The sequence below is a fragment of the Thalassotalea sp. PS06 genome (assembly GCF_007197775.1).
Classification (GTDB): domain Bacteria; phylum Pseudomonadota; class Gammaproteobacteria; order Enterobacterales; family Alteromonadaceae; genus Thalassotalea_A.
The window spans coordinates 1,066,126-1,079,694 of record NZ_CP041638.1 but is presented as its reverse complement, the minus strand read 5'-3'; the positions used below and the strand labels follow the sequence as shown (position 1 = coordinate 1,079,694).

Annotated in this window: 14 protein-coding genes; 1 reads left to right on the top strand and 13 read right to left on the bottom strand. The window is 45.3% G+C overall.

What is annotated here, in order from left to right; genetic code table 11:
- Nucleotides 1-6: 6 nt before the first annotated feature.
- From FNC98_RS04710 to FNC98_RS04660, 11 genes are all read right to left on the bottom strand, one after another.
- Nucleotides 7-1,053, bottom strand: coding sequence for an FAD:protein FMN transferase (locus tag FNC98_RS04710; RefSeq protein ID WP_260680469.1), 1,047 nt, complete (start codon nucleotides 1,051-1,053; stop codon nucleotides 7-9).
- A 433-nt stretch (nucleotides 1,054-1,486) separates the two neighbouring features.
- Nucleotides 1,487-2,710 (bottom strand): NADH:ubiquinone reductase (Na(+)-transporting) subunit F, encoded by a 1,224-nt coding sequence (nqrF, locus tag FNC98_RS04705; RefSeq protein WP_143580175.1) that lies wholly within the window; start codon nucleotides 2,708-2,710, stop codon nucleotides 1,487-1,489.
- Nucleotides 2,711-2,765: 55 nt separating this feature from the next.
- Complete coding sequence (nqrE, locus tag FNC98_RS04700; RefSeq protein WP_143580174.1) at nucleotides 2,766-3,389, bottom strand: NADH:ubiquinone reductase (Na(+)-transporting) subunit E; 624 nt, start codon at nucleotides 3,387-3,389, stop codon at nucleotides 2,766-2,768.
- Between the two features lie 6 nt (nucleotides 3,390-3,395).
- Nucleotides 3,396-4,025, bottom strand: a complete 630-nt coding sequence (locus tag FNC98_RS04695) for an NADH:ubiquinone reductase (Na(+)-transporting) subunit D (protein ID WP_143580173.1) — start codon at nucleotides 4,023-4,025, stop codon at nucleotides 3,396-3,398.
- Nucleotides 4,025-4,795 carry a Na(+)-translocating NADH-quinone reductase subunit C gene (locus FNC98_RS04690; RefSeq protein ID WP_143580172.1) on the bottom strand — a complete coding sequence of 257 codons (771 nt, stop codon included), beginning with the start codon at nucleotides 4,793-4,795 and terminating at the stop codon, nucleotides 4,025-4,027. The genes FNC98_RS04695 and FNC98_RS04690 overlap by 1 nt, the downstream gene beginning before the upstream one ends.
- Nucleotides 4,788-5,999 (bottom strand): NADH:ubiquinone reductase (Na(+)-transporting) subunit B, encoded by a 1,212-nt coding sequence (locus tag FNC98_RS04685; RefSeq protein ID WP_143580171.1) that lies wholly within the window; start codon nucleotides 5,997-5,999, stop codon nucleotides 4,788-4,790. Before FNC98_RS04685 ends, FNC98_RS04690 begins: the two co-directional genes overlap by 8 nt.
- Before the next feature lie 2 nt (nucleotides 6,000-6,001).
- Nucleotides 6,002-7,339 (bottom strand): Na(+)-translocating NADH-quinone reductase subunit A, encoded by a 1,338-nt coding sequence (locus FNC98_RS04680; protein WP_143580170.1) that lies wholly within the window; start codon nucleotides 7,337-7,339, stop codon nucleotides 6,002-6,004.
- Nucleotides 7,340-7,694: 355 nt separating this feature from the next.
- Entirely contained in the window at nucleotides 7,695-8,888 is a 1,194-nt protein-coding gene (fabV, locus tag FNC98_RS04675) for an enoyl-ACP reductase FabV (RefSeq protein ID WP_143580169.1), read from the bottom strand.
- A gap of 130 nt (nucleotides 8,889-9,018) precedes the next feature.
- Complete coding sequence (locus FNC98_RS04670; protein WP_143580168.1) at nucleotides 9,019-10,113, bottom strand: TRAP transporter substrate-binding protein; 1,095 nt, start codon at nucleotides 10,111-10,113, stop codon at nucleotides 9,019-9,021.
- 51 nt (nucleotides 10,114-10,164) lie between these two features.
- The gene (locus FNC98_RS04665; protein ID WP_143580167.1) at nucleotides 10,165-11,532 is read right to left on the bottom strand and encodes a TRAP transporter large permease subunit; all 1,368 of its coding nucleotides are present in this window, start codon (nucleotides 11,530-11,532) and stop codon (nucleotides 10,165-10,167) included.
- Nucleotides 11,532-12,077 (bottom strand): TRAP transporter small permease subunit, encoded by a 546-nt coding sequence (locus FNC98_RS04660; RefSeq protein ID WP_143580166.1) that lies wholly within the window; start codon nucleotides 12,075-12,077, stop codon nucleotides 11,532-11,534. Before FNC98_RS04660 ends, FNC98_RS04665 begins: the two co-directional genes overlap by 1 nt.
- A 92-nt stretch (nucleotides 12,078-12,169) precedes the next feature.
- On the opposite strand from FNC98_RS04660, the gene FNC98_RS04655 reads away from it, so the two are divergent.
- Entirely contained in the window at nucleotides 12,170-12,424 is a 255-nt protein-coding gene (locus tag FNC98_RS04655) for a hypothetical protein (protein WP_143580165.1), read from the top strand.
- 5 nt (nucleotides 12,425-12,429) lie between these two features.
- Here the strand turns inward: FNC98_RS04655 and FNC98_RS04650 are convergent, their stop codons facing one another.
- Together FNC98_RS04650 and FNC98_RS04645 are read right to left on the bottom strand one after the other, a co-directional pair.
- Nucleotides 12,430-12,741 carry a BolA family protein gene (locus FNC98_RS04650; protein ID WP_143580164.1) on the bottom strand — a complete coding sequence of 104 codons (312 nt, stop codon included), beginning with the start codon at nucleotides 12,739-12,741 and terminating at the stop codon, nucleotides 12,430-12,432.
- A gap of 34 nt (nucleotides 12,742-12,775) precedes the next feature.
- Complete coding sequence (locus FNC98_RS04645; RefSeq protein ID WP_143580163.1) at nucleotides 12,776-13,426, bottom strand: alpha-ketoglutarate-dependent dioxygenase AlkB family protein; 651 nt, start codon at nucleotides 13,424-13,426, stop codon at nucleotides 12,776-12,778.
- Between the last annotated feature and the right edge of the window lie 143 nt (nucleotides 13,427-13,569).

Sequence of the window (13,569 nt, the reverse complement as noted above, 5' to 3'; positions counted from 1 at the left end):
AACCCATTACTCAGCAATCAATTGCTTAAACGAATCGGTTGCCTGTTCAGCGAAACCGTCATCGGTTTTTGAAATTAAATACACGGCCAAACGATGTTGTTTGGCAAACTTAAAGCCTTTTTCAGGCCCCATCACTTCGATGGCGGTAGCCAGGCCATCAGCAGTCATCGCTGATGGGTGAACGACAGTAACCGAAACCAGTTTATGATCTATCGGCCACCCCGTTGCAGGATCTATGGTGTGTGAATACCTGACCCCATCGACTTCAAAATAATTGCGGTAATCGCCAGAAGTAGCTACCGCGTTATCGCCGGGGATTATAACCTTTTGTACAGCTCTTGTCCCTGATATTGGCTTTTCAACGGCGATTCTCCAGGGTTTGTTATCAATTTTGTTACCTTTGATTCGCATCTCGCCGCCAATATCGACAAGATAGTTCAAATGACCACGTTGTTCTAACAGCTCGGCAACCTTGTCAACCGCATAACCTTTAGCGATAGCGGACAAATCGATATAGATCTCATCCTGCTGTTTACGAAGAACATTCCCCTGCAAAGCGATTTTACCAATACCAATACGCGCCTTGGCATCATTGATGTCCTGCTCCGTAGGGATCGCTTCAGGACGATTCTCCGGGCCGAAACTCCATAAGTTAACTAAAGGGCCCACGGTTACATCTAAACTGCCGTTAGTAAGCTTAGCGAGACGCACAGACTCGCCCATAACCATCAACAGTTCATCGGATATATCGTAACTCTGTTCGGCACTGCCTTGATTTATCAGGGATAGCTCTGAGGATTTATCCCAGGTCGACATCTTTCTATTTAATGACACTAACAAGTCATCAACTTCACCGGCAAGATTGGACTCCTCAACCGCTTGTTTGTCGGCAATTAACTTCACCGTATAAACAATAGGTCCCATGGTGTAACCACTTAGCTGCAACTCCTGGAGTTTTTCAGTGTCAGTGGCGGCGGGCTGTTGTGGCTCGGTACAAGCCAGAAGTAAGGTAGAAATAAAAACTACCAGATAAGGATTTTTCAATAAACGCAAGTTGATTCCTTAACGAGTGACATCGGTAATTGCTGGTAATTATACCAAGTCCATTGAGTTTTTACACAACTCAGAGTTAGGGCAGAGGTTCATATACAACATAGATTTTGTTGATATAGTTATTCTATATTAACGAAATATAGGGCCGTAAATGTGCCTCTGATAAACTCCCTACGGGTGAGTTTTAAAGGCGTTTACCCTGCATTACTGATTTTGACTGACTTTAAAAATGGAGCGACCATTCTCCGCAACCAGAACCTTGCCTAAAGCCTTTAAGTACTCACTGAGTGGGAAAACACTTAGTGGAATTGGTATCCAGATTATACGGGCACTGACACTACCCCATATCTGCCATCAGCACTAAAACACAGGGCTTTAAAAGTAAAAAAGCCGCTAACAAGCGGCTTTTTAAAGAATGCATTTTTAGCGGAAATTAACCACCAAAATCATCCAACATGATGTTTTCATCTTCAACACCTAAGTCTTTTAGCATACCGATAACAGCAGCGTTCATCATAGGTGGACCACACATGTAGAATTCACAATCTTCTGGTGCTTCATGATCACGTAGATAGTTTTCATAAAGAACGTTGTGGATGAAGCCTGTGTAACCTTCCCAGTTATCTTCTGGTTGTGGATCAGACAGAGCAACATGCCAGTCAAAGTTTTCGTTTTCAGCGGCAAGGCCATTGAAATCATCTTCATAGAACATTTCACGTAAAGAACGTGCACCGTACCAGAAGCTGATCTTACGTTGTGATTTAAGGCGCTTTAACTGATCGAAAATGTGTGAACGCATTGGCGCCATACCAGCACCACCACCAACAAATACCATTTCTGCATCAGTTTCTTTAGCGAAGAACTCACCAAACGGACCAGAGATAGTAACTTTATCACCGGCCTTCAGGCTCCAGATGTACGAAGACATCTTACCGGCAGGCAGAGACAGGTTATTAGGTGGCGGCGTAGCGATACGCACGTTCAACATAATAATGCCTTCTTCTTCCGGGTAGTTCGCCATTGAATAAGCACGAAGGGTATCAGTATCAACTTTCGATTCGATATCGAAGAAGCCGAAACGCTCCCAGTCACCACGATATTCTTCAGGAATATCGAAGTCTTTGTATTTAACATGATGCGCAGGCGCTTCAATCTGGATGTAACCACCAGCACGGAACGGTACTGATTCACCATCAGGGATAGCAAGTTTCAATTCTTTGATGAAGGTAGCTTTGTTATCGTTAGAGATAACTTCACACTCCCACTGCTGAACACCGAAGATTTCATCTTCAAGTTCAATATCCATGTCCTGCTTCACGTTTACCTGACAAGATAAACGACAGCCTTCTTTTGCTTCGCGCTTAGTGATGTGACCAAGTTCCGTTGGCAGAATGTCACCGCCGCCTGAATGCACGTGTACACGACACTGACCACAAGTACCACCGCCGCCACAGGCAGATGGAACGAAGATGCCCTGGTTTGCTAATACACCCAGTAGCTTGCCGCCCGCAGCAGTAGTTACCGCTTTTTCCGGGTCGCCATTAATTGCAATGGTAACGTCACCGCTGGCAACAAGTTTGGATTTGGCAAAAAGAATTACCAGTACCAATGCCAGTACGATTGCGGTAAACATCGTTACGCCGAGAATAATTTCCATCGACTTTTCCTTTAAACTTTATGTTGGGCCGGATGATATCCGGCCCGTCTAAACCTTATAACGAGATACCACCGAAGGATAGAAAGCCGAAAGCCATCAAACCTGCAGTAATAAACGTAATTCCTAAACCTTTCAAACCATCTGGAATGTCAGAGTACTTCATTTTCTCGCGCAAACCGGCAAGCAATACGATAGCTAATGCCCAGCCAACACCAGAACCCAGACCGTAAACCACACTCTCACCCAATGTCAGGTTCTTAGCGACCATGAAGGAAACCGCACCAAAGATTGCACAGTTAACGGTGATTAGTGGTAAGAAAATACCCAAAGCGTTATAAAGCGGTGGGAAGTACTTATCTAAAGCCATCTCCAGAATTTGAACCAGTGCCGCGATGACACCGATGAAGGTGATGAACGACAAAAAGCTCAGGTCTACAGACTCTTTCGGGTCAGTAACACCCAAAAGACCGTCTAATGCGCCTGGTGCCAGGATGCCTTGATAGATGATTTGGTTAACAGGAACCGCGATACCAAGTACAACGATAACTGCAACACCAAGACCAATCGCGGTGCTTACTTTCTTCGATACTGCCAGGAATGTACACATCCCCAGGAAGAAGCTCAGCGCGAGGTTCTCGATGAAAATCGTTTTAATAAAAAGACTTAAATAATGTTCCATGAGTTCCTAGTCCTTCTCTACTTGCTCTGGCTTGAATTGACGAATCGCCCAGATGATCAAACCAATGATGAAGAATGAACTGAATGGTAGTACCAACAAACCGTTCGCCTGATACCAGCCACCGTTTTGGATTAGCGGCAGGATTTCAAAACCAAGCAAGGTACCAAAACCAAGTAATTCACGCACTGTAGCAACCAGAATTAGGATTAGACCGTAACCTAAACCGTTACCGATACCGTCAAGGAAAGAAACCACAGGTTTTTCTTTCATTGCGAATGCTTCAGCACGACCCATTACGATACAGTTGGTAATAATCAGACCAACGAATACCGCCAGTTCTTTAGAAAGCGCATAAGAGAAGGCTTTCAGAACCTGGTCAACCACGATTACCAAAGACGCGATAATCGCCATTTGCACGATGATACGTACGCTGGATGGAATGTGGTTACGAATAATTGAGATAAACAGGTTAGAGAACGCCGTTACAAATACTACCGCAGCGGTCATTACTAACGCGTTAACCAAAGAACTTGTTACCGCCAGGGCAGAACAAATACCAAGAACCTGTAAAGCAATCGGATTATTGTCTACGATTGGAGACGTTAATACCTTCTTGCCTGAATTAGCGTCACTCATTAGTTCAGCCCTCCGTTACGGTAGTTAGCGATGAACGGACCGTAGCCCTCGTCACCAAACCAGAATACAAATGTTTTCTCAACACCAACGCTGGTTAGCGTCGCACCAGATAATGCGTCAACGCCGTGGATGTCGCCTTTTTTAGCGCCACCTTTAACGATCTCGATAGCCACATCACCTTGTTCGTCGTAAATCTTTTTGCCCGGCCACAACGCTTTCCAGTTAGGGTTCAGGATTTCTGCGCCCAGGCCCGGAGTTTCCTTGTGGTCAGAGTAAATTACACTCTTAACCGTGTTTAAATCTTTCTCAAGACCAACGTAACCGTGCATTAGATCCCAAAGGCCAGAACCAACAATTGGTAGCACAACCGATTCAACATCACCGGCTTCGTTTTTGATTAGGTAAACCACTGAGTTGTTCGCACGACGGTTAATACCGGCGATATCGTCTTCAGGCTTTGATGATTTGGTTAAATCACGAGCATCACGACGCTCGTCAAAACCATCCGCATCACCTTCAATGAACTCACCAGTGTCTAGGTCAATTAGTTTTGCTTCTACGTAGTTGTTGTAAGTACCAACAATATCGTTGCCAGCCAGTTCTAACAAACCTGAGGCTTCAAGAATTTTGGTTTGCTTATCAAGCAATTTGTTTGCTGCCTGTAATGGCTTTAACTGTACCGCAGAAAAGGATACAAGTGCCGCACACACCAAACATACGGCAACAACGAAACCAACCGTTTTGCCAAAAGATTCTTTATTACTAGACATTACGTGCAAGTCTCCGTTTCACATTGGCTTGAACTACGAAGTAGTCAAACAGTGGTGCAAACAAGTTCGCGAATAGGATTGCCAACATCATACCTTCTGGGAATGCCGGGTTAACAACACGGATAAGAACAACCATGATACCTACCAGCGCACCGAAGAAGTATTTACCAGTGTTGGTGAATGACATGGTTACCGGATCGGTTGCCATGAACATCATACCGAAGGCAAAACCACCTACGACTAAGTGCCAGTACCAAGGCATAGCAAACATTGCATTGGTGTCACTACCGATAGTATTGAACAACCAGGCAGTTGCCACCATACCTAAGAACACGCTCAGAACGATGCGCCATGAGGCGATGCCTTTATAAAGGATGTAAGCGCCACCAAGGAAAATCATTGCCGTTGAAACTTCACCCACAGAACCTGGGATCAGACCCCAGAATGCGTTCCACCAGTCTTGGTTAAGGGCATAAGAAATCTCGCCAGGAGCGGCTGATGCGCCAGCTGCAAGCGCTGTTGCGCCGGTGTAACCATCTACTGCAACCCAAACTGCGTCGCCTGAAATCTCTGCTGGATATGCGAAGAACAGGAACGCACGACCGGCTAGAGCCGGGTTAAGGAAGTTTTTACCTGTACCACCAAAGATCTCTTTAGCAATTACCACACCGAAGGTAATACCCAAGGCTACTTGCCATAGAGGAATCGAAGCGGGAAGAATCAATGCGAAAAGAATTGAGGTTACGAAGAAACCTTCGTTAACTTCGTGCTTACGTACTGCTGCGAATAGTACTTCCCAGAAACCGCCAACGATAAAGGTTGTGGCGTAAATAGGTAGGAAGAACATCGCACCGTAAAGCATCATCTGGAACCAGGTCGCATCCGCGCCTAAGCTACCACCTAATGCTTCAAACAAGCCAACCTGCCATACGTCAGGTAGTGCAAAGCCTGCTGCTAGCGCTTCGTTAGCCTGAAAACCGATATTGTACATACCCCAGAACATTGCTGGGAATACTGCCAACCAAACGGTGATCATGATACGTTTTAAATCGATGCTATCACGAATGTGGGTTTTACCCTTGGTTACATAACCTGGAGTAAATAAACCCGTAGCAACGGCTTCGTATAATGCGAACCATTTCTCGTGTTTACCGCCTTTCTCAAAATGCGGCTCGATATCTTCAATAAAAGTTTTTATACCCATGTCTAACCTTCCTTCTCAATCGTGGTTAGGCAATCACGCAGTAGTACGCCGTAGTCAGTCTTACCCGGACATACGAAAGTACATAGTGCCAAATCTTCTTCATCCAGCTCTAACGCGCCCAGAGACTGAGCACCGTCAGTATCACCTGCGCATAGGTCGCGAAGTAATAAAGTCGGCAGGATATCTAACGGCATTACACGCTCATAGTTGCCAATTGGCACCATAGCACGGGCACTACCATTGGTAGTCGTGGTCATGTTGAACACTTTGTTACGGAAGAAGTGACTCATATAAGCACGAGTAACGGAGAATTTGTTCGGGCCTGGATACATGTAACCAATGAACTCTTTCTCACGACCTTCAAGCAATGCGCTCACCTGTACATGATAACGACCCAGATAAGCGTGAACTGCTTTCGCCTGAGTACCGTTTAACAGAGAACCAGAAACCACGCGAACTTCACCGTCAACTAACTGACCAGCAGTTAGCTCTTCTGTGCTTGCACCTAAAACGGTGCGCACAAGGCGTGGTTCTTTTACTGCAGGACCGGCAACAGCAACAACGCGCTCAGCGTTTAATTTTCCGGTAGTAAATAGCTGACCGAAAGAGATAACGTCCTGATAGCCAAGGTGCCATACGACTTTATCGGCAGAAACCGGGCACAAGTGGTGAATGTGTGTGCCAACAAGGCCAGCCGGGTGCTTACCACCAAACTCATTCACTTCCACACCGTCAGCTACCGCAACATTGGCATTTGGTGCTTTCGAAACGAAAACCTTACCAGAGGTAAGGCGGGCAAGAACCTGTAAACCGTATTTAAAATCTTCAGCCTGCTCGTTGATGATAACAGCAGGGTCTGCAGCTAACGGGTTGGTATCCATTGCGCTCACGAAAATGGCCACTGGCTCAGAACCCAACGCTGGGATCTTGCTGAATGGACGGGTTCTTAAAGCCGTCCACAAACCTGAGTTCACAAGGTTTGCTGCAACATCTTCACGAGACAAAGACGATAATTGATCAACGGAATAGGCGTTGAAGGTTTCTTCTTCGTCACCCTCTACTGCAATCACTACGGACTGAAGAACACGCTTTTCACCGCGATTAATTTCTTTAACAACACCAGCGGCAGAAGCTGTGAACTTAACGCCAGGGTTCTTTTTGTCTTCAAAAAGTACCTGACCTTTTTTAACGCGATCACCTACCCGAACATACATGGTAGGGCGCATGCCCACAAACTCTTCACCAAGCGTTGCGACGGTTTTGATGGCCGGACCATCTGAGATTACTTGCTGGGGAGCTCCACTAACAGGAACATCCAGACCCTTTTTTATTGGAATCATAACCACTTGCACTACTTTAATAGGAGTTTAAAACCAGAGGCGATAAGCCGTCTGGCCCAGTGTTTCCTGAAACAACTGCGTTGAAAATCAACCAGTTGATAAACAGGGGATTTAACTAAAATTTTTTCGGCGCGAATTTTAGCATGAAACGGCCTTCAAAAGCCATTACCGAAGCGTGATTTAATCGTAAATATTCGGTATATATTATTGTCGTTCGAAGATGGAACTGCGAACTGGTGGGTGCAAACAGAGAATTTGACTAATAAGGTATCATACTAAAGTGCTATTCTCTAAAAAAATAAAAAAAGGCAGATAAACATCTGCCTTTTAACGATTTGTAAAAAATTAACCGCAACTAATCCTGAAGCTGGTTAATGGCAACGACAGGGCTAACATCCTGATCGTAATCAACCTGATCCAGACCAAAGCCGAACAAACGTAAAAACTCGTTGTGATAACCTTGATAATCGGTCATCTCATCAATGGTTTCTGTGGTGACATCATCCCAAAGGGTCTGAACACGATCCTGAACCGAATCTTCAAGCTCTTTGACGTTTTGACGCAGACGACCTACTTCATCCAGAGTCGGATTTTCACCATACAGGTTGTCACGGAAAAGCCCTTGAATCTGTTCAATACAGCCTTCGTAGGTGCCATCCTCCTTCATCACTTTAAACAATGCCGAGATATAAAGAGGCATGATTGGAATTGCCGAGCTTGCCTGAGTAACAACGGCGTTAAGGGAGGTAACAAATGCACTGCCGTGTAAATCCTGGTTGGCTTCGTTAATTGCCGCAGCGGCTCTGTCTAAGTCTTCTTTGGCACGACCAATAGTGGCTTTACCATAGATTGGCCAGGTTAACTTTTTACCGATATAGGTGTAAGCGACGGTTTTAAAACTTTTCGCTAGTACGCCTGCTTCTCTCAACGCGTTTAACCACAATTCCCAATCTTCGCCGCCCATTACTTTGATAGTGCCTGCGATTTCTTCTTCATTTGCCGCTTCAACGGAAACTTCATCGATAATGCGCTTGCTGGTATTCAGGTTTTTGGTGGTGACATCCTGGCCAATAGGCTTAAGGGTGGAAGAATAAACTTCACCAGAATCAGGATCGGTACGACGAGGAGATGCTAGTGAATAAACCACCAAATCAATCTGACCTAAGTCTTCTTTGATGACATCAATGGTCTTTTGTTTAATTTCGTGAGAAAACGCATCGCCATTAATATTTTTCGACCACAGGCCTTCTTTTTCAGCGGCTTGTTGAAATGCTGCTGTGTTGTACCAGCCAGCAGATGCGGTGCGTTTTTCCGAAGGTTCCTTTTCAAAGAAAACCCCCAAGGTTTTAGCACCATTACCGAATGCAGCGGTAATACGAGATGCCAGACCGTAACCAGTCGATGCGCCGATAACCAATACGTTCTTGGGTTTTTCGCTCGCCTGAGGCTGAGCTTTTACATATTCAATCTGCTCGTTGACATGGGCAGCACAACCGGTTGGATGGGCGTTAGTACAAATAAATCCACGGATTTTCGGTTGAATAATCATATTCGGGTTAACCTTGTTTTGTTAAATTCATTTATCAAAATTGCGCTTATGATACCTAAGCTTGGCGGGTAATGAGGTCAGAGCAGACAAAAATGCCTGCCCTTTTCTGATTTAAACTATCAATTGGCGCCTATTGGCGATTGATGTAGTAAGCTTGCTCAGACAGCTTGTGATATTCACGAATGTCCTGATAGAAGCTCTGGTACGACTCCCAGACTTTCGCCACCATAGGATCCTGTTTGGCCATATCCTGGATCACTTCTTCACTCAGGGTTTTCAGCTCCTGCATCACCGGCTCAGGGAAGGTTCGAACCTCGACATTATGCTTATTAACTAAGGTTTTCAACGCATTGGCATTGCGGGCTGTGTACTCATCAAGCATATCCTGATTTACCGCTCTGGCTGCGACTGTCACGATTTCCTGCAAATCTGCCGGCAATTCATTGAAGGCTTTTTCATTAATTAAAAATTCTAAGGTTGCCTGCGGCTCTTGCCAGCCAGAAGAGTAGTAAAACTTAGCGGCTTTATAAAAACCAAACGCATTATCGTTGTAAGGCCCTACCCACTCAGACGCATCGAGGGCGCCGCTCTGTAAAGAAGAGAAGATTTCACCGCCCGGCATGTTCACCGGAACACCGCCAGCACGTTTAAAGACTTCACCGCCGATACCACCGATGCGCATTTTCAATCCTTGCAGATCATCAATGGATTTGATTTCTTTATTGAACCAACCGGCAAACTGAACCCCGGAATTACCGCCAGCCATGGGAATAATACCAAACGGTTTGTATAGCTCACGCCATAACTCCAAACCACCGCCGTAGTGCAACCAGGCATTGGTTTCCTGAGCGTTCATACCAAATGGAACCGCAGCAAAGAAGGATGCCGCTGGCGCTTTACCTTTCCAGTAATAGGCTCCGCTGTGGCCCATCTGGGCACCACCAGTTGAGACTTCATCAAATACCTGAAAACCCGGAACCAACTGCCCTGCCCCGAATACTTCGATGGTCAACCGGCCGTTACTCATTGCATTGACATACTTAGCAAATTTCTCGGGGCCCATACCCAAGCCTGGGAAGTTCTTCGGCCAGGACGTAACCAGTTTCCACTTGTAGGTTTTCTGCGGCGCAGCTTCGCTGCCAGATTGTATGTCTTTCTCACCACAGGCCGATAATGCCAGTGTCAGGCAGGCAACAAACAATGCCTTAATCGTTTGGTTCTTCATTATTGTCCTTATTATTTTTAACTACATGACCTTTTAAAATGGCCAATTGCATCAGGAATACAGATTATCAGGTAGCCAGGTTGCGAGTTCCGGGAAAAACGCCAGGGCTAGCAGCAATATCAGCTGAATTACGATAAACGGCAATACACCTTTGTAAATTTGTAGGGTTTTTATACTCTTATCTGCAACACCACGCAAATAAAATAGCGCGAAGCCGAACGGCGGCGTTAAGAATGAGGTTTGCAGGTTTACCGCGATCATGATCCCAAGCCATACCGGGTCTAATCCCATCATTAACAAAATGGGAGCCACAATCGGGATCACCACAAAGGTAATTTCAATAAAGTCGAGAATAAAGCCAAGTAAGAAAATCACCACCATGACCAGGATCGTCGCCGAGAGAACACCACCGGGTAAATCGCTGAAGATACCATGAATCAGGGTTTCACCGCCTAAACCACGAAACACCAGGGAAAACAGGCTAGCGCCAATTAAGATCATGAACACCATCGACGAGATTTTTAAGGTCGATTGCATCACCGCTTTCAGAGCATCAAGGCTTAATTGCTTTTGTATGGTGGCCAGCACCAAAGCGCCAAAAGCGCCAACACCTGCAGCTTCTGTAGGCGTGGCGAAACCAGCTAGAATCGAACCAAGTACGACTACCATCAGAATAAGAGGCGGTAGCAAAGCGCCAAGTAAACTGGACCAGTTGACGGTTTCTTTATCTTCTTCGCGACCAGGCGCCATCTCAGGCTTTAACCAGGTAACCACCACGATATATACGATATACATGGCAACCAGCAATAATCCCGGAATAACCGCGCCGGCAAACAAGTCACCAACACTGACCGTATCCGGATTAAAGTTGCCCATGTCCAATTGCGCGCGCTGATAGGCATTGCTAAGTACATCACCGAGCAATACTAACGCGATAGATGGAGGGATAATTTGTCCTAGTGTACCCGTTGCACAGATAATACCTGTTGAAAACGAGGTGTTGTAACCACGCTTTAACATGGTTGGCAAAGATAACAGCCCCATGGTTACTACGGTTGCACCAACGATGCCGGTACTAGCGGCGAGTAGCATACCAACCAGAGTCACGGAAATCGCCAGACCGCCAGGGAATCTTGAGAACAACTGCGCCATCGACGTTAACAGTTTTTCCGCAATTTGTGCTTTCTCAAGCACCGCCCCCATAAACACAAATAAAGGCACCGCCAATAAGGTCTGGTTATTTAAAATTCCGTAGACGCGACTTGGAAAAGCCGATAAATAAGAGGTATCAAAGGCACCGAAAAAGGCAGCGATTCCGGCAAATAACAAGGATGTTCCAGCTAAGGTCAGCGCTACCGGATAACCGATAAGCAGCATCAGACAGATACAGGCGAACATTAATAACGCTAAATATTCCATTACACCTGCTCCATCTCTTCATTGTCAGCAACGAGCTTACCTTGCAGGATTAACACATTGCGACAAACTTCGCTGATGCCTTGCAAACCCATGGTAAAAGCCAGGGCGTAAATCAGAGATTTATTTAGATAAACAAAGGGTAATCCGCCTGGTTCGCGGGATTTTTCAAGAATGTTCCAGGATGCGGCAATAAAATCGCTGCTGATCCATGCGGTAAAAATCATTACCGGAAAAAGCAGGAATACCGTGCCAAATAGATTGATCCAAGCTTGTGTTTTTGCACTGCAACGATGGTAAAACACATCGACCCGCACATGACCATTATGTTTTAGGGTGTAAGCCGCGCCCAACATGAAAATAGTTGCATGGGCATAGAGTACCGATTCCTGAAGCGCGATAGAGCCAATATTAAAACCATAACGCAACACCACGATTAAAAACGTAAGCACTACGATTATCAGGGTAAGCCAGGCAATTAGCCTTCCAAGAACTTCATTGACCTTATCAATGAATGTAACGACTTTTTCAAGCCACGAGCTGAACATTCAATCCCCCAGTGAAGACACCCGCAAATCCTTGCTGGTGTTTGATTATTATTTTTTAGCTATAGATACCAGAATTGGAGGGAAATAGGAAGATGAAGAAAGAAGGTGGAATCGAATCAAAAAACGATTCGAGGGTGGAGTTGAAGTCAATCTTCAAAGTTGGAGTCAAGGCAAGCCTTGAAGGTGGAGTTTCAACAAAGCTGAAATGGTGGGAGGTGGAAGTTGTGCTTTTTCTCCCACCAGCTTTAGCTTACCTCTTCCACCAGCGAAGCTTACTTCAAAATAAGAACCATGATGGAAGGTGGGAATTGCAAGTAATCTTGGCAATACTCCCACTTGTTCTTTAAAGGCGTTATTTTTTACTTGCGCAATCCGGCGAGCTTGGTACCTGGTCGGCAGACATCTTTTGCCATTGCTCTGGGTCGTAGGCATGTATTGCCAGGGCATGAATATGATTGGCTAACTCATCCGCAAGTACTGCGTTAATTGCACGGTGACGCTGCAATAAGCGCTGGCCAGCAAACTGGTCGCTCACCACGACCACCTTGAAATGCGACTCACTGCCTTCAGGCACATTATGCATGTAGCTTTCATTGATAACCTGCAAGTGAGAAGGTGCTAACTCAGACATTAACTTTTGTTCGATTTGTGCGGCAATTGTCATTTGAAGAACTCTTATTTGATTTGGCAAATTGAAATTAGCTAGATTCGGGCACTACCGGATACTTAATGATGCGATAGGTTAAATTAATACGACCCTGCATGGGTTTGGCGGATTTAGGCAAGCTGTGTTGCCAGTTTTGTTGTAACTCACCATACATGAGTATTAAGCTTCCAGATTTTAATAAGATTGACTGTTTTTCGCCACTGCTTTTGTGTCTTAATGAAAATCGCCGTTCCTGCCCAAACGAGGTACTGGCAATAACCGGATGCTCGCCGAGTGCCTTTTCATCGTCACTGTGCCAGCCCATGGAATCCTGACCATCCCGATACCAATTACCGAGAACGGAATTAAATGGCGTTTGCGCAACAGCATTGAGATCTTCGCGAACCTGCGTTAGCGCTGGTGTCCATGGTTCGGGAATGAGATCCAAACCGGAATAGCGATAGATACATTCTGAGTCACCATGCCAGGCCTGCAATCTGGGGATCAATACCCGTTTTCCAAACATGGCAATTTTTTCCTGTCGCCAGCTCATTTCCTGCGCTAATTTGCTATAAATAATATCTGCCTGCTGCGCCGTATAAAAATCCGGTAAATACAGCAGGTTATCGTCGCAGAAAAATGTAGCATTTCTGCCTCTTTGATCTGAGCGTAAAAAACCTTGTAACTTTTTATGAATCGCCATGGATTGCCTGTGGCATATAGCCTTGAATAATGCGACAATAGCGCCATTGACTAAATATTTAAAGAAAATTTAACACATGGCTAACAGCCAAAGTGTTATACCTAATCTACTAAGTATTTAATCTAAAAATTTAAATTAACAAT